We start from the raw sequence: 17,369 nt of genomic DNA, 5'->3' as shown, positions 1-17,369 counted from the left end.
AGTTTTAAAGCTATTGATTTTTAATTCAATGATGCCATATCTATACCTCAACTTATAAAAAGAATCCACTATGCCAAACAGTACCCCCGCAACCGAAAAAGCTGCATTTAGCAGTTTATTGCCTATTTTTGCATTTATTAAACCCTATAAATGGATGGTCGTAGCAGCCCTTGGCGCTTTATTAGTAACGGCTGGTGTTAATTTATCGTTAGGCCAAGGGGTTAAATTTGTCATAGATCATGGCTTTATTGCGGGATCTCAAGCGCAACTTAAACAAGCTGTATTGGTACTTATTGGTTTAATTAGCTTATTGGCTGTAGGCACCTTTAGCCGATTTTATCTAATGTCGTGGATTGGCGAGCGAGTGAGTAACGATATTCGTAAGGCCGTGTTTAACCGTATTGTGACATTGCATCCAAGCTACTTCGAAGAAAACCGCAGTGGCGAGCTTATGTCGCGTTTAACAACCGACACCACTTTACTGCAATCTATTATTGGCTCCTCGTTTTCAATGGCGCTGCGCAGTGCATTAATGCTGGTTGGCGGTTTGGTCATGTTATTAATAACTAACCTAAAACTCACGCTAGTTGTGGTTGCGTGTGTGCCACTAGTATTAGTGCCGATGATGGTATTTGGCAAAAAGGTGCGTAGGCTTGCAAGCTCTAGCCAAGACGCCATTGCCGATATAAGCACCTATGCCGGCGAGATCATTCAAAATATTAAAGTGGTACAAAGTTATAGCCACGAAACGCAAGAGCAACATGCTTTTGCACTTGAAACCGAAAAAGCCTTTAACGTTGCCAAAAGCCGCATTAAACAGCGCTCGTTTTTAATTGCTGCTGTAATATTTTTAACCTTTAGTGCCATCAGCGCAATGCTGTGGGTTGGCGGCAGTGATGTACTGGCAGGCACTATGACCGGGGGTGAACTGGGTGCATTCGTGTTTTACGCTATTATGGTGGCAATGTCGGTGGCTACGGTTGCAGAAGTGTACGGCGAATTGCAAAGAGCGGCAGGTGCAGCCGCCCGCTTACTTGAATTACTTGCGGTTAAAAGTGAAATTGAAAACCCTGAAAACCCGCAAGACGCTCAGCTACAAAATAACGCAAGTTTACCTGCAATCTCGCTTGAAAATATCAGCTTTAATTATCCGTCTCGCCCGGATGTCAGTGCACTTAACAAAATAAGCTTAAGCATTTCGCAAGGTCAAACAGTGGCTATTGTTGGCCCATCTGGCGCAGGTAAAACAACCTTATTTGAGCTACTACAGCGTTTTTACGACCCAGCTAGTGGCGCAATAAAATTTCACGATATTGATATTAAGTCGCTCTCTTTAAACACCCTGCGTGACAAAATGGGCATGGTGGCACAAAACCCTATTTTATTTAGCTCAGATGTAATGCATAACATTCGTTACGGCAACCCAAACGCCACTGATGAACAAGTATACGCTGCTGCAAAACATGCTCATGCCGATGAATTTATTAAACAATTACCACAAGGTTACAACAGCTTTTTAGGCGAGCAAGGCGTTAGGTTATCGGGTGGTCAAAAGCAACGTATTGTACTTGCTAGGGCTATTTTAAAAGACCCTGAAATACTCCTTCTTGATGAAGCAACCAGCGCACTCGATGCGCAAAGTGAGCACCATGTACAAGCCGCGCTTGAGCACTTAATGCAAAATAGAACCACGCTTATTATTGCACATAGGCTAGCAACAGTTATCCACGCAGATATGATTGTAGTGATGGAAAATGGAGAAATTATTGCAACGGGTACTCACCAAGAGTTAGTGGCAAGCAACCCGCTGTATCAAAAGCTGTGTGAATTACAGTTTAATAAGGATTAACCTTCTGTATTTGGCACTATTTGAATTTCTACACGACGGTTTTGAGCTCGCCCGTTTGCAGTGTCGTTAGTGGCAATTGGGCGTGTTTCACCAAAGCCGCTAGTGCTAATGCGCGCTGCCATAATATCTTGGTTGGCTAAGTAAGCTTTTACACTTTGAGCACGTTCGCGCGATAAGTTCATGTTGTAGCTATCTTGCCCTGTGCTATCTGTATGCCCTTCTACGCTTAGGTAGGTTTTCTCATACTTGTTCATAACTTTAGCAATGGCGTTTAGGGTATCGTTAAACCCTGTTGAAATATATGATTGGTCGGTTGCAAACGTAATGTTAGAGGGCATAACCAAACGCAAGTTATCGCCTTCACGTACTACTTCAACGCCCGATCCTGCTAATTCATCACGAAACGCTTCTTCTTGCTTATCCATGTAATCACCCACAGCTGCACCTGCTAATGCGCCAATAGCAGCACCAATAAATATACGCTTGTCTTTGTGGTTACCCGTTGCTTTACCTAACACGCCACCAGCAGCTGCACCAATTGCTGCGCCTTTGCCGGTATTATTCATTTCACAACCTGAAAGTAATACGGCTACCACTGTAACGCTTAAAAGTGATTTTGTTAATGTCATGATGATGTCCTATTCATTTAGAAATTAGCAACAGTATGTAATTACCTGTATGAACAAACTATGAAGTACGTAACAATCACCTTATAATTTTGTTATTAACCCTACAAAATTGAGTTTTAATAAATATGTCATATTCCTTTGTGACAATTTAATGAATTCAAAAAAGGATAAAAGCGCAATGCTGATTGCTATTTTTAGACAATTTTTTTTACTTGGCTGCATGAGCTTTGGTGGCCCAGCGGCACACTTAGGCTATTTTAAGCGCCACTTTGTAGATGCATTAAATTGGATCACCAACACACGCTACGCGCAATTAATTAGTTTAAGCCAAGCGTTGCCGGGGCCTGGTTCGAGCCAAGTAAGCTTTGCTATTGGCGTTGAACGCGCAGGGATATTAGGCGGTATTACCGCGTTTGTTGGTTTTACGCTGCCATCTTTTTTAATTATGGTGATACTGGCCATTAGTGCACACCAATTTGATGCCGTTTATTATGCCATTATTGCGGGTTTGAAACTATTTGCCGTGGTCATCGTAGCTGATGCCACACTGTCTATGGCTAAAAGCTTTTGCACAAGTGCGGTGCTTAAGTTACTTGCACTATTTAGCACCTTAGCGCTTGTACTACTCCCGGTGTTAAGCACGCAAATTGCAGTTTTAGTTATTGCTGCAACTATTGGTGCTATATGGCCTTTATTAAAATTAGGCGAGGCAAATCAAAATACGAATACCGACACAAAAAGTAATATTAACTGGGTTGCTCTGAGCTTATTTGCATTGTTACTGGCTATTAGCTTTGCCCCGCTTGGAAAAGAATTTGCGTTATTTGCTCCTTTTTACCAAGCAGGCGCTATGGTGTTTGGTGGTGGGCACGTTGTATTACCTGTATTGCAAGCTGGTGTACCCGCGCTGAGTGATGACCAATTTTTAAGTGCTTATGCCAGCGCTCAAGCAATCCCTGGCCCTATGTTTACTATTGCTACTTATTTAGGTGCACAACTTAATACTGCGCAGCCTTTATTTGGCGCACTGGTTGCTACGTTATTAATTTTTTCACCCGGCTTTTTATTAATGTTAGCATTTCAAAAAAGCTGGCTTAACTTGGCTAATAAACCGCGTTTTGCTAGTTCAATTGCCGCACTTAATGCTGCCGTTGTGGGCTTTTTGGCCGCAGCTTTATATTCACCTATTTGGACATCGGCAGTGCACAGCTGGTTACATGTTGGGTTAGTTGTTGTGGCTTTTGCATGGCTACGATTTAAAAAGCCACCTATTTGGTGGCTATTAATAGTCTTTATTAGCGTGGGTCTTGCACAGCATTATTGGGCACTTTAATACTGGGCTTTTCAGTTTGCCCCGCATTGGTTGGTGGGCTTAACTGCCCACTCACACTTTGATAAGCACGTAATCCAAAAATAGGCAGCACGGCAAGTAAGTGATCCATTATTTCGGCTTGCAAATGTTCGTAAGAGATCCAGCGCTTATCTTCACTGAAACAGTAAAACTCAATAGGTAAACCGTGGTTTAACGGTTGAAGCTCCCGCACCATTAAAGTAAGCGAAGAGTTTATTTTACTATGCTGCTTTAAATACCCTTCAGCATAACGACGAAACAACCCTAAATTAGACACAGGCTCTGGTAATGCCGACACTCGAATATACTCATGTAGCGGAATAGCCGCATCAATTTGCGCTCTAAACTCGTCGTTTACTAGGCAAATACTGTTCATATCAATATTGAGTGAGCGCTTAATCCGCCTCCCACCCGACTCTTGCATACCTCGCCAGTTTTTAAACGAGCCTGCCACCAGCATGTACGTAGGAATCGTCGTAATGGTGTTATCCCAGTTACGTACTTTTACCGTATTTAAGCCTAAGTCTATTACCTCACCATCGGCGCCGTAATTATCAACTTGGATCCAATCACCATAAGTAACTAATCGGTTAGCCGCAATTTGTATACTGGCAACAAACCCTAAAATCGTATCTTTAAATACTAATAAAGTGACGGCGGCAATAGCACCAAAACCCGAAAGAATATATGTCGGTGATTTTTCAAGCACAATACTAACAATTAAAATGCCACACACAATAAAGGTAATTAGTTTTACAACTTGAACAAGGCCTTGAATGGGAACTTCTCGGGCAAAGTCTAATTGGTTATAAATAGCAGCAGCGATACTAACAATACTGCTGATAATAAAACCAGTGTAAATAATTAATAAGGCTTGGCCTATGGTTTTAAGTATTTCAGCCGCTAACTCACCAACCGGATAAAAACTGTCAAAGGTGGCTAAAAACAATACACAACACAGGAGCCCAGCAATACGCTTATTAAGCTTAGTTAACATTGGGGAAAGCGCGCCAATACGCTCAGGCGATAACTTAGTAACCACCTTTTGAATACCTGGCAGCATAAGCCTGCGAGTAAATAAATACACAACAAGTAACGAGCAAATGCCAATGGCGGTAGCCGTTAGTGCACTAAAAAAAGCAGCGTCGGGGACATTTTCAAACCAAGGAGCAATTAGCTCTTGTATATGGGTGTTGGTCATAGTGTTTTGGCTTCCTTACTAATTTGTGCATCTGGCATTGCCTGCTGGGCATAAATACCTGCCAATTGCTTATCTTTTGCAACCCATAAGTCGTTCACATATTGTTGAAAGTTAGCTTTGAACGCTTCATCTGTTTGATAACTACCTAACATAGTGTCGGTAATAGCCATTACATCAATTGATACGTGAATAGAGTCTAGCTCACCTTTTAATAAGTTGCGGCACACATGATCTGACTTACCGCTATAGACCAAACTGGTATTTAACATAGCATCAAACTGGGTTCCGAGTACTTCCAGTGCAAAGGCAATTCCGCCAGCCTTTGGCTTTAGTAAGTGCTTAAACGGGCTTTGCTGTTGTGCATGTTTAGCGGGGGTATAACGCGTTCCTTCAACAAAGTTGATAATAGTTGTTGGGTGGTTACGAAAGTTACGACAGCTGTTTTTGGTCCGCTCTATGTCTAACCCTTTCAACTTTGGGTTTTTAGCTATTTGCGCTTTGCTTACACGCTTCATAAATGGCATTCCCATCGCCCATGCGCCAGTGCCAATAAATGGCACATACTTTAAATCGTCTTTTAAAAAAAACTTAGGGGCGGGTAACGCATGCATCGAACTAAGTACCGTAATATCTAACCAACTCATATGATTACAAATTAGTAAGTACCAACTTTTTGAGTTTAAATCACCTTTTACATCAATTTTAATATCTGGGCAGCCTAGCCATAAACCCAATCGATTACCGTTACACCACCCCCGATAAGCGCTATGTAATAAACGATTAACAGCATGAATAGGGAGTAATAACTTCACTAATCCTAAAACTAATACCAATACGCCAAAAATTATAAGGTTAGTAAATAATACGCAGCCTACAATTAGGCCATTTAGCCAATTTGGTAACCATTTTTTTAGCATAACTGTAAGCTCACCGTGTTATTTTGTACTTGTTGGGGCGTCAAGTGATTGCAATGTTTGTTCTTTTTCTTCCCATAAACGGTTTAACTCGCCTTGAAAACGAACTCTAAATTCAGAATCGCCCGTGTAATCACCAATTAGCTCGTCACTTACCGGCATAACATTCACGTGTATATTAATATTTTTTACTTTTCCGCCAGCAAAATCCATAAACGTAGGAATACCGTCAGGGTAATGCAATGTAACGTTCACAACTTGAGAAATTTGCTCACCCATTGCTTGCATAACAAAGGCAATACCACCGGCTTTTGGTTTTAATAAATGCGGAAACGGACTTTGCTGTTTTGCATGTTTACTTTGCGTAAAGCGCGTACCTTCAACAAAGTTAACTACCGTTACAGGCATTTCTTTAAATTTTTCGCATGCTTTACGTGTTGTTTCTAAGTCTTTACCACGTAGTTTAGGGTTCTTTTTAAGCTGGCTTTTACTGGTGCGCGTCATAAATGGAAAGTCGAGTGCCCACCAACATAATCCCAACACAGGCACATAAATGAGCTCTTTCTTTAAAAAGAAATTTAAAAACGGAATTTTACGATTAAATACACGCTGTAATACTAAAATGTCTACCCAGCTTTGATGATTGGCAATCACCAAGTACCAATCTTTTAGTTTAAGAGAGTCTAAGCCCGTTACGTTAAGTTTTGTTGGTGTAAGTAACAACTGGTTTAAAGTGTTGAACGACACCCAAATAGTGGCGCACTGTTTAGCAACCCAACTCAATAACTTTTGTAATGGTTTGATAGGAATAAGCTTTAATAAGCCACAAATAAAAATAGGTATAAACCAAAAAAGTGTGTTTAATGCATAAAAAATAAGACTAAAAACACTACGAATAACTGACATTACTTCTATTCCTTTAACGGTGCGCAGCATTAAACACTGCGCTTTTATACTTAAAAATTAATCTTCAAAATAGGTGTAGCCTTCAAGGCCCGCATTGAGCTCGGCTAAATAACCCGCTTTACACTGCTCTGAGGCGTCTAGTTTATTAATTTGATAAGCAAAATTTTCAGCTAAAATAGCACTATCGTAATCAACAAACTTTAATACATCCTTAACGCTATCACCTTTTATGGCATTGGTTAATACATAGCCGTCGTCGTTTAGCTCAACATGCACTGAATCGGTATCACCAAAGAGGTTATGTAGGTCACCTAAAATTTCTTGATACGCGCCAACCATAAACATAGCAAGGTGGTATTGTTCGCCATGCTTATATTCAGGGATTGGTAAGCTGGTTTCAATACCTGCACCTTCAACGTATTCGCGTATTTGCCCATCCGAGTCACAAGTAATATCTTGGATAATGGCGCGCTGAGTAAGCGGTTGCGTTAAGTTTTCGATTGGCATAACCGGAAACAACTGCTGTATGCCCCACACATCAGGTAACGATTGAAACAGTGAAAAATTAACAAACAGTTTATCGGCTAATTTTTCATTTAAATCGTCAAGTACTTCTCGGTGTGCGCGGGCGTTATTACTAAGCGATGCACGCACGCGGTGTAAAATAGTAAAATAAAGCTGCTCTATTTTCGCCCACTCTAACATGCTTACTAAACCATGTACGTACTGATCGTGAGCTTCGCTAAATAAGTGCATCGCATCGTGGTAAATTTCTAGCGCCATGCGCGGATTTAAACGCTGTAAGCATTGCCACATTTCATCAAGCACTAACACGCTGTTTTCAAGCGGTGGTTCTGGATTTAAATGATTGGGTGCTTTTTCAACGTCAATCACATCGGTGATGAGTACCGCATGATGCGCGGTTAAAGCACGGCCTGATTCTGTAATAATAGCCGGATGGGTTAAATCGTGTTGGTCGCACACCTCAGCAAACGCGTTGACTACGTTACGAGCATACTCTTCCACTGTGTAGTTCATTGAGCACGCACTACGAGAGCCCGACCCTTCATAATCTACGCCTAAACCGCCCCCAACATCTACGGTATTGAGCGGCACACCTAACTGTGTTAATTCTGCAAAGTGACGCGCACATTCACGAAGTGCGCGGTGTATATCACGTATATTGGCAATTTGAGAGCCAATATGAAAATGCACCATTTGCATCAAGTGTAATTTATTGTGTTTTTTAAGCACTTCTACCGCACTTAATACTTGCCCTGCAGTTAAACCAAACTTACCTTTTTCGCCACCGGTATTTTGCCACTTACCTTTACCCACCGAATTTAAACGAATTCGAATACCTATTGCAGGTTCAATACCCAAATTATCGATTTCTTCAAGTAAAGTAGTTAGCTCAGATAGCTTTTCTACTACTATTTTTACGCTGTGCCCCATAGCTTGGCCAATGCACGCTAAACGTAAAAACTCACTGTCTTTATAGCCATTACATACAATAGTGATTGGCTCTTTTGCCATACCTAAAATAGCCATTAACTCTGGTTTTGAGCCCGCTTCAAGGCCAACTAACCCGCTTGGATGCGCCAATAATTTACTAACAACAGAGCGCTGCTGATTTACTTTGATAGGATAAACACAGGTGTATTTACCATTGTACTCACGACTGCTGCGCGCTTTAGTAAAGGCATTAGTAAGCGTATCGACACGGTTTTTTAAAATGTCGGTAAAGCGCACTAAAACAGGCAGTGTTAACCCTTGCTGTTTAAACTGCTCAGTTAAATCGGTTAAAGAGATTGCAGCTTTGCTTTGATCGCCGTCGGGGTAGGCAACCAATTCGCCTTGTGCATTAATATCAAAATAGCCATCACTCCAATGAGCAACATTATAAGTGGCACGTGCTGTTTCTAAACCCCAGGTCATGGCAACTCTTCTTTCGTCAATTAGGTATAAAGGCGCATTTTAATACGTCGCTATCTCCTAGGCTAACAAAAATTGAACTTTCACTCACTCCTAACTAACTTTATTCGCTAAATCAGTTAAAATGTCATTGAGCAAACTGCCAAGCACTGGCAGAATTGCCCTTTTTTTACCTCAACCTAAAAAGTGTATCAGCAACTATGGCAAACTTAGATCAAAGTAAGTGGTTTACTGAAATTAGCGATCGTGACGGCAGCGCATTTTCATTACGTATTAACAAAAAGTTAGATGAAAAACAGTCTCCTTTTCAAAAAGTAGAAATGTTCGAAACCACAGACTTTGGTAATTTAATGATCATCGACGGTTGTACCATGGTATCAACCCGCGAAAACTTTTTTTATCATGAAATGATCAGCCATCCTGCACTTTTGGCACACCCAAATCCTAAAAATGTGGTTATTATTGGCGGCGGCGACTGCGGCACGTTACGTGAAGTATTAAAACACCCTGGCTTAGAAAGCGTAACGCAAATTGACATAGACGAAGTAGTCACACAAATGTCGTTAAAATACTTCCCAGAGCTTTGCGAATCTAATAACGATGCACGCGCTACAGTTATGTTTGACGATGGTATTAAGTACATGCGCGAAGCAGCTAGTGAGTCTATCGACGTGGTTATTGTTGACGGCACAGACCCGGTAGGACCTGGCGAAGGTCTATTTAACCATGCATTTTACACAAGCTGCTTAAATGCACTTCGCCCTGGTGGTATTTTAGTACAGCAAAGTGAATCGCCACTTATGCATATGCCACTACTGGTTGAAATGCGTGAAGCGATGCTAAGTGTTGGCTTTAACGATTTACAAACATTACCATTCCCACAACCAATTTACCCAAGCGGTTTATGGTCGGTAACTCTTGCTCGTAAGTCTGAAACCTTTAACGGCTTCAGAGAAGATGGCGCAGCACAAATAGCCGAGCAAAGTGAATACTACAACAGCGGTATTCACCATGGTGCATTAGCAACACCTAACTTTATGAAACGCGCGTTTGATAAAAAATAATAAATGTTAATACGCCAAAAAGGGAGCTCTACAGGCTCCCTTTTTGTTATATTAAACCTTAAACCGGTTAACTAATCGATTAAGCTCATCTGTTAGCTGCTCCATTTTATTTGATACATCTTGCGTTGTGCGCGCCAGCGACCCACCTTCTAAGGTTTGATCGTTAAGTGACGATAAGTTATGGCTTATTTCATCAGAAACCGTTGTTTGCTCTTCCGTAGCTTGCGCAGTTTGCATCGCCATATCGTTTACTTTAGTCGATGAGCTTTGCATAGCATTGAGTATATCGTTAGTTTGTGAAAACGACTCCACAGCATCATCTGCAAATTGCTTACTTTCATCGATGGCTTTAATTGACTGCGATACACTCGATGCAAACAGCTCAATCATTTGTTGAATATCGTTGGTACTATCTTGTGTGCGCGTAGCAAGCGTTCTTACTTCGTCAGCCACAACCGCAAAGCCTCGCCCGTATTCACCAGCGCGTGCCGCCTCTATTGCCGCATTAAGTGCTAATAAGTTTGTTTGCTCTGCTATGGCGCGAATGACCTCTAAAACTTTAGCGATATTGTCAGAGCTTTGCTGTAGCTCTGTAGAGCGAGCCATTGCTTGCTCCATATTGTTAGAAAGGGAAGTTATACGCGAACTAGAGTTAGCCACTGCACTAAGTCCTTGTTGAGCCAGTTTTAACGAGTTATCGGCTTCGCTTGATGACTGCTGCGCAACACCTGCCACCTCCTTGCTGGCAGTGCTCATTTCATGTACTGCGCTTACAATAGACTCTGACGCTTGCCCCAAGGCTTGGTTTACATTGTTATTTTGTGTGGCCACTTTACTTAGCTCAACACCTAAGCCATTTAACTCTTTAGATTGCTCTAATATATCGCGTATCAATTGCTGTAAGTTATCTAAAAAAGTATTAAATTCGGTGGCTAAGTCAGAAAACTCATCTTTAGACGTAACTTGTATGCGCCCAGTTAAGTCGCCATCCCCGGAGGCAATATCACTAATGCGCTTAGTTACATAATTGATTTGGCGAGTGAGTTGTTTAGGCACACTGTAACTAAACCAACTCGCTGCAATTAAAATAATAACAACGATGACTAACATCATAATTTTGGTTGAAATAATATTAGATGAAAGCGTGATGATTTCTTGCTCAGAGGTTTTTTCAGCTAGCTCGCCGGCTTTATCAAGCTTAATCCTTAAAGTGGCAAATGCTTGCTCTGAATTCGCTTGTTTGGCTTGGTTTTTCTTATCGGCTATGTAGCTTTTTGACGCTGCTAGCCACGTATTAAAATCGTTTTCAAAGCCATTTAGCTCTTTAACTATACTGGGGTAATCTTTCATTAAAGATAAATACTGATTAAGTTTATCAGTAACTTGCATTGCATTTTCTTCGTGCTCTGCCTGGTACTTTTCTGTATTTTTTGAATGGGTTACTAAATTTAATTCGGCAACTTTAGCTTGGTATAGGTCGCGGTCTGCGTTTAAAGCAAGAGACAGCGCCTTAATAAACTTTTCAGACTGCACATCAAGTGCATTTTTTTGTAAAGTTATTAAGTAGGTATACCCCACAATTAACGAGAGTATGGCAAGTCCTAATACAACAATAGGAAACGACACTTTAACGCGAATACTATGCAAATTCATTTTATCATCCTACAAGGCACTAAACGCCTATTACAAATTAAACCTAAAATTGCAGTAGGTTGATAAAACCTAAAACTTCCATTGCGTGTTAATCATTACTTGCTGCTGCGAAACTCGCTGCTGTAACCCCATTGCAGCTCTATTGTCTATAAAGCTTTTTAGTGCTGAGCCTTCAATACCTAGTTGACCATGTTTGCTAAACGCGTAACGCCATGAAGCTGTTAACCCTTTGCCATCGCTTGCATTTGGGTCAAATACCGTCGTGTCGTTATCGGTTACCTTAAAGTAGTCGTACCGTACCGATACTCTATGTTTACCTTCTTTATGGCTTAACATTAAATAATGACTATAAAAGGCGTTATCTATTAATTTGTTATGCCCCATTTCGGTTTTACCCGTTAATACCTGCGTTATAAAACGCGTTTTATTATTAAATTTATATAACCAAGCAGCGCTGGTGAAGCGTGTATGCCATGCATATTGCCCAGAACTAATGTTTAGTTTAGTCGGATCACCGTTATTGTCGTAATAATAAATCCTAAATTGTGACTGTTTTAAAAAATCCCAGTGTGCACCTAGGTAATAGCCAAAGCGCCCATCAACTTCTTCAAACGGTAAAACCTGGTTTGCCTGCCAACGCAGTGAAAAGTCATCAAGTGCCGCAACGGGTGCAAACCTAATACCTTCGTTAAATGTAGTTTGCCTATCGTGCATGGCAAAACCGCGCCAAGACAGCAGCGTGCCTGTAGGGTCGTTACCTTTAAATGTTGCCCCCACTAAACTAAAACTATGCGGGCTGTTAAAACGTTTAGCTGGGCGTTTTATTGTTACCTCTGCGCCAACGGTTCTAAGCTCTTCACCAATCCAACTATTAATTGCTGAATTGGTATAGTTGTAAGGAGATGTCCAGCCAATATCTGGGTTCTCTAGCGACATTAGCGGATAAAAACCACCCACTCGCACATGCCACTTATAAGCGCTACTGATTAATGGTTTATATGTAAAATAGGCTTGTGTTAAACCTAATCCTACATCAGGGTCCTGATTAACGTTTAACACACCATGAGCAGACCAACTTGTTGCTAAATCGGCGCGCACATCAATAATACCTTGCGATAACAACACGCTATCGCTTTTAGTATCGTGCCGGTATAAGCCAGTGCCTCCGTCTTGAAAGCTTTTTAGCGTGTCGCCTTGAACTGCACGTACTTGTAGCAGCCCCTTAACCTGTGCACTAATTGATGCACTAAATAAAAACACACCACTTACAACCGCATATTTAAGCATGTGGTTAATAATCATCAAATTCATCCGTAGCAAAATCAAACTGCTCGGTTATGGCTTGTTTCACTTTATAAATAAATGAAGCTTGCCCTATGGTGACTTTTTTAGACTCAACATGGCTTATATCGCCAAACCCTGAATGCCACACATTAAGGGTGTACTCGCCTGGCTCTGCGCTTAAATTTACATGTCCGCTGTTATCGGTAATAGCAAAAATAGGGCTATCAACAACCACAATATAACCAAGCATCCAGTCATGAATGTTACAGCCCAACTCAACAACACCTGTTTGATCAAACACTAATGGCGCCTTGGATTGTTCCTTATATAACTTTAATTCGAACGTTTTTGCCTCAGAAAACGAATACACATGATGCAAAATTGAATCGGCGTTCGGAAATTCCACTTTTGCATTTTGTGGTACAACTAAAATGCGCGGCGTAAACTCCCTATCCTTTTGCACCATAGAATAAAGTGTATCTGCTTGGCTGGGTTGACTAGAAAGCACATCAGAAGTCAGCCACACCACGGCGTTAGCCATAGGCTCATTTTTATTATTGTTAATCGTGATAGAAACTGCTTGTACCTGCCACGTTAACAGCATGGCAGTCATTAACGTTAAATATTTGAACATCATCTTACTATTCTTATTTTTCAAATTATTTACAGTATAGACCTATTAGGTGACTTATTTCTTTCTATTTTATTTGATAATGAATACGTATGTAGACATTCGTATTTGCTAACAACAGCCTTTATTCTGATAAGTCACACTGACACAGTAAGGATCTCTTAAATGAGAACATCAGCACTTCTGCTTTTCGCTTTTTCGGGCAGCTGTTTTGCACAAACAGCCACATTACAATCGCCCAACGGCAATATTAAAATAACTATTTCTGACGAATTAACGACCCCCAGCTATTCAATCGACTTTAAAAACAAACCGGTAATTAATCACTCCGCACTGGGGTTTAAATTTAAACAACAAGCCCCTTTTAGCGAAGGTTTTAAAATAACCCATACACAAAAAAACACACAAAACACCCAGTGGCAACAACCTTGGGGCGAACGACAAATCGTTACCGACAACCATAACGAAGTTGCTGTTACATTTAAAAAACCACAAGGCGGCGTATTTACCGTTAAATTTAGAGCCTTTAACAACGGCGTGGGCTTTAGATACGAAGTACCCAAGCAACCCGGTTTTGAAAATATAGAAATCACAAAAGAACTTACCGAATTTGCCATTACCGACAGCCAAAGTGCAACAGCGTGGTGGATCCCAGCCCGAGGCTGGAACCGTTACGAATATGTTTATAACACCACCCCTGTTAACGACGCGCCCTTAGTACACACCCCTTTTACATTTAAAAACAAAGAGGGCGTACACGTTAGCATTCACGAAGCAGCCCTTGTCGATTATGCAGGTATGACCCTTAACCAGCGTCGACCAGGTGTTTTTCAAGCTGATTTAACACCGTGGTCTGACGGCATTGCAGTAAAAAAGCAAGGCGCATTTAATACACCGTGGCGTACTATTCAAATAGGCAGTAAAGCGGTCGACCTGATTAACTCCGATATTATTTTAAACCTTAATGAGCCAAATAAATTGGGCGATGTATCGTGGGTAAAACCCGGTAAATACGTCGGTATTTGGTGGGGTATGCACATAAATACGCAAACATGGGGCAGTGGTGAAAAACACGGTGCTACAACTCAAACAACCAAATACTACATGGACTTTGCCGCAGAATATGGCTTTGACGGCGTATTAGTAGAAGGGTGGAACATAGGCTGGGATGGCGACTGGTTTTTTAATGGCGATGTGTTTAGTTTTACACAACCCTACGACGACTTTGATATTGAGGAGCTTACCCGCTACGGTAAACAAAAAGGGGTGCAGTTAATTGGCCACCACGAAACCTCGGGCAATGTAACTAACTATCGCAATCAAATGGAAGATGCCTTTGCCCTTTACGAAAAGTCAAACGTAAGCCAAGTTAAAACGGGCTATGTGGCCGATGGCGGTAACATAAAACGCATAGATGAAAACGATATTGCCCGCCATGAGTGGCACGACGGCCAATTTATGGTTTACGAATACCTTTATAACGTAAAGCTCGCTGCTAAACATAAAATTAGTATTAACACTCACGAACCTATAAAAGACACTGGCCTGCGCCGTACCTACCCCAACTGGATTGCGCGCGAAGGCGCACGTGGGCAAGAGTTTAATGCATGGGGCACACCGCCTAACCCGCCAGAGCATATCCCTATGCTTGCGTTTACCCGTATGCTGGCAGGGCCAATGGACTTTACTCCCGGTATATTTGATATGGGCTTTAATGGCTTAGGCGATGATACAAACCGCCCACAAACAACGCTTGCCAAGCAACTTGCACTTTATGTTGTGCTGTATAGCCCGATTCAAATGGCTGCCGACCTACCTAAAAACTACTTAGCTAAACCTGATGCATTTCAATTTATTCAAGATGTACCAACCGATTGGCAGCAGAGTATTGCGCTAGATGGCGAGGTGGGCGACTTTATTGTATTCGCTCGTAAAGAACGAAAACGCGATAAATATTCAGGAAACGATTGGTACTTAGGTGCAGTGACTGACGAAAAAGCCCGCACCATTGAGGTAAAACTCGACTTTTTAGAAAAAGGTAAAAAGTTTGAAGCGCATATATACCAAGACGGTAAAAACGCAGAATGGAAAAACAACCCGTACGATTTAAACATCGAAAACCGCATGGTGACCGCAAACGACAAGCTAACACTAACACTTGCCACCAGCGGCGGCACTGCCATCCGCTTTAAAGCACTTTAGGCTTCACGGTTATATCAGTGTTACAGATATTTAAGTGTTACAAATAGCAAACTCTGCACAGGTTACTGTGCAGAGTTTTGTATTTTTATAGGCAGATAAATTTGTGCACTTAAGCCACTTTCTTCGCTCATTCCCTCGCGACGTAACATGATACAAAGCACCTTCGAACTCTAATATTAACGGCCTAGCCACCTTTTTACCTATCTATGTTAGTAAATTAATAACTAAAGATTAAGCACTAGTCGGCTAAAAAGCAAAAAACAAGACCTGACCCCATAAGTGACCCCATAAGCAATTAGCTGTAAACTATAAATCTAGACCTTTGATGTCTGAAGTCAAGATTTGACCCTAATCACTTTTGACCGTTGCGTTGTGCTGACATGGCGCGTGATAACTTTTTATCGTAATCGTTATCACCTTGCAATGCCAACACATGCCAGCTTTGACCTTCTAACTGAATAAACACTTTTTCAGCCGTTGGTCTCAACATCTGTATTTTCGCTTCTGGGCATTTGACTGCCGCTAGCGCTTGTGTGCTTGATAACAAAACACAGGTGAGGAGTAGTTTTTTAAGCATGGTTATTCCCTTTATGACTTGGTTAATTTTAGAGAAAACTTACTAAGAAAGTTTTCTAATTTCTCAATATAACCTTCAGGAATATTTCCTTCACGGTACTCTTTATTACCAAAAAAACGAATGCCATATTTAAACACTATTCCATCGATATCAGTTTGTTTACCACTCTTAATTTTAAAGGATATAGCTGGTAAATTAGCCTTATAATCATTAATAATTGTTCTTAGAAATTTTTCGCTTTGCTTTGATTCTTTATTTTCCAACTCACTTTCAGCCCACGCTATACGCGAGCTGAATTCATCTACTTGAACCTTATCAACTTCAGGAAATATTTCCCGTAAGTTTAAAAAGACAACTTCTGGTTCAAAGGTAAGTCCTTGTAGTTTATCGAAACCACCTTCTTTAATATTAAGTTGTATTGATTTCATAACTATCCTTTATAAGTCTTCTTTTTTAAACACATCAGGGCCAACTTTATCAAAATCATCCCTCGATATTTTCGACTCATTGGCATTATCATATGTCTCACCAGCTTTTGCATTCGCAGAAGTTTTCATATTTGGTAAGTCACTCTTATTTGCAGAAACAACAGCAGGTTTCAAATCTGTTCTATTTTGATCTGCATTCCTCATAGCTGTTTTTCCTTCGGCCATATCCATAGCTTCTTGTTTATCTGAAGTAACGGAAAAGCCTGATTCATCAGCTAGATGATCTGCATTTTGATTTCTACTTACGCTCAATCCTTCATTTGTAATGCTATTTGCAGAGTCACTATCAGTGCCATGATAAACAGTTTCTGTATTACTATTTGCACCAATCTCAGTCGTTGATTCAGGCTTATTACTACTAGCTGACTGAGAGTTTTCAGCACCGTTACTTTTTCCATTAACTAAGTTATCTACCTTATCAGTTAATGATTTTGGAGCCAATTTAGCTAATTTAGCGCCCGTTGCTGACATTGCTGCATCTACAGCTAAACTTTTACCAGCACTGACTAAAACGTCTGAAGTGGATTGTGTGCCACTAGATATATCATTTATGGCATTACCAATTGTTTGTCCACCTTCCCATGCTCCATATAAAGCGAGAGCACCACCACCTATTTCAACAATCGCTGGAATTAGGAAAAATAGGTAGCCCGTAGGATCTGTCCCAGCTAAGGGGTTATTCATA

15 protein-coding genes are annotated in these 17,369 nt (G+C 41.0%); 4 read left to right on the top strand and 11 right to left on the bottom strand.

From position 1 onward, the window contains the following. The first annotated feature begins 70 nt into the window (after positions 1–70). The gene (locus CWB62_RS17750; protein ID WP_138531034.1) at positions 71–1,849 is read left to right on the top strand and encodes an ABC transporter transmembrane domain-containing protein; all 1,779 of its coding nucleotides are present in this window, start codon (positions 71–73) and stop codon (positions 1,847–1,849) included. Here CWB62_RS17750 and CWB62_RS17745 read toward each other — a convergent pair. Beyond that, entirely contained in the window at positions 1,846–2,478 is a 633-nt protein-coding gene (locus CWB62_RS17745; protein WP_058403595.1) for a YiaD family glycine zipper/OmpA-like lipoprotein, read from the bottom strand. The two genes, CWB62_RS17750 and CWB62_RS17745, sit on opposite strands and share 4 nt — an antisense overlap. 178 nt (positions 2,479–2,656) lie before the next feature. Between CWB62_RS17745 and chrA the strand changes: the two genes are divergently transcribed. Beyond that, a complete protein-coding gene (gene chrA / locus CWB62_RS17740) occupies positions 2,657–3,811 on the top strand; it encodes a chromate efflux transporter (RefSeq protein WP_138531038.1) in 1,155 nt (384 codons plus the stop codon). Here the strand turns inward: chrA and CWB62_RS17735 are convergent. Genes CWB62_RS17735 through speA form a run of 4 tightly spaced genes read right to left on the bottom strand, consistent with a single transcriptional unit; the run spans position 3,774 to position 8,788 of the window. Further along, positions 3,774–5,030 carry a mechanosensitive ion channel family protein gene (locus tag CWB62_RS17735; RefSeq protein WP_058551405.1) on the bottom strand — a complete coding sequence of 419 codons (1,257 nt, stop codon included), beginning with the start codon at positions 5,028–5,030 and terminating at the stop codon, positions 3,774–3,776. The two genes, chrA and CWB62_RS17735, sit on opposite strands and share 38 nt — an antisense overlap. Beyond that, on the bottom strand, positions 5,027–5,947 hold the full coding sequence (yihG, locus tag CWB62_RS17730; RefSeq protein WP_138531033.1) for a 1-acylglycerol-3-phosphate O-acyltransferase, YihG family: 921 nt from the start codon (positions 5,945–5,947) through the stop codon (positions 5,027–5,029). The genes CWB62_RS17735 and yihG (CWB62_RS17730) overlap by 4 nt, the downstream gene beginning before the upstream one ends. An 18-nt stretch (positions 5,948–5,965) precedes the next feature. Further along, the gene (yihG, locus tag CWB62_RS17725) at positions 5,966–6,850 is read right to left on the bottom strand and encodes a 1-acylglycerol-3-phosphate O-acyltransferase, YihG family (RefSeq protein WP_058403655.1); all 885 of its coding nucleotides are present in this window, start codon (positions 6,848–6,850) and stop codon (positions 5,966–5,968) included. Between the two features lie 57 nt (positions 6,851–6,907). After that, a complete protein-coding gene (speA, locus tag CWB62_RS17720) occupies positions 6,908–8,788 on the bottom strand; it encodes a biosynthetic arginine decarboxylase (RefSeq protein ID WP_138531032.1) in 1,881 nt (626 codons plus the stop codon). Positions 8,789–8,985: 197 nt separating this feature from the next. Between speA and speE the strand changes: the two genes are divergently transcribed. Next, positions 8,986–9,849, top strand: a complete 864-nt coding sequence (gene speE / locus CWB62_RS17715; protein ID WP_138531031.1) for a polyamine aminopropyltransferase — start codon at positions 8,986–8,988, stop codon at positions 9,847–9,849. Positions 9,850–9,900: 51 nt separating this feature from the next. On the opposite strand, the gene CWB62_RS17710 is transcribed toward speE, so the two are convergent. The 3 genes from CWB62_RS17710 to CWB62_RS17700 all read right to left on the bottom strand — a co-directional run bounded on the left by CWB62_RS17710 (position 9,901) and on the right by CWB62_RS17700 (position 13,420). Further along, positions 9,901–11,502, bottom strand: coding sequence for a methyl-accepting chemotaxis protein (locus CWB62_RS17710; RefSeq protein ID WP_138531030.1), 1,602 nt, complete (start codon positions 11,500–11,502; stop codon positions 9,901–9,903). Positions 11,503–11,571: 69 nt separating this feature from the next. Further along, positions 11,572–12,804 (bottom strand): hypothetical protein, encoded by a 1,233-nt coding sequence (locus CWB62_RS17705; protein WP_138531029.1) that lies wholly within the window; start codon positions 12,802–12,804, stop codon positions 11,572–11,574. Then, entirely contained in the window at positions 12,794–13,420 is a 627-nt protein-coding gene (locus CWB62_RS17700; RefSeq protein WP_171034637.1) for a methylamine utilization protein, read from the bottom strand. The genes CWB62_RS17705 and CWB62_RS17700 overlap by 11 nt, the downstream gene beginning before the upstream one ends. A gap of 162 nt (positions 13,421–13,582) precedes the next feature. Between CWB62_RS17700 and CWB62_RS17695 the strand changes: the two genes are divergently transcribed. Next, on the top strand, positions 13,583–15,619 hold the full coding sequence (locus CWB62_RS17695; RefSeq protein WP_138531027.1) for a glycoside hydrolase family 97 protein: 2,037 nt from the start codon (positions 13,583–13,585) through the stop codon (positions 15,617–15,619). A gap of 352 nt (positions 15,620–15,971) precedes the next feature. Here CWB62_RS17695 and CWB62_RS17685 read toward each other — a convergent pair whose 3' ends face one another. The 3 genes from CWB62_RS17685 to CWB62_RS18670 form a co-directional block, all read right to left on the bottom strand. Then, positions 15,972–16,196, bottom strand: a complete 225-nt coding sequence (locus CWB62_RS17685) for a hypothetical protein (RefSeq protein WP_138531025.1) — start codon at positions 16,194–16,196, stop codon at positions 15,972–15,974. Positions 16,197–16,207: 11 nt separating this feature from the next. Next, the gene (locus CWB62_RS17680) at positions 16,208–16,624 is read right to left on the bottom strand and encodes a hypothetical protein (RefSeq protein WP_138531023.1); all 417 of its coding nucleotides are present in this window, start codon (positions 16,622–16,624) and stop codon (positions 16,208–16,210) included. A 9-nt stretch (positions 16,625–16,633) separates the two neighbouring features. After that, positions 16,634–17,369: hypothetical protein (locus CWB62_RS18670; protein WP_171034636.1), on the bottom strand; the 736-nt coding region annotated here is incomplete at its 5' end.

This window comes from Pseudoalteromonas sp. S408, from assembly GCF_005886645.1.
Lineage (GTDB): Bacteria > Pseudomonadota > Gammaproteobacteria > Enterobacterales > Alteromonadaceae > Pseudoalteromonas.
The sequence above is the reverse complement of the archived record's forward strand: the minus strand, read 5'-3'. Positions and strand labels throughout refer to the sequence as shown.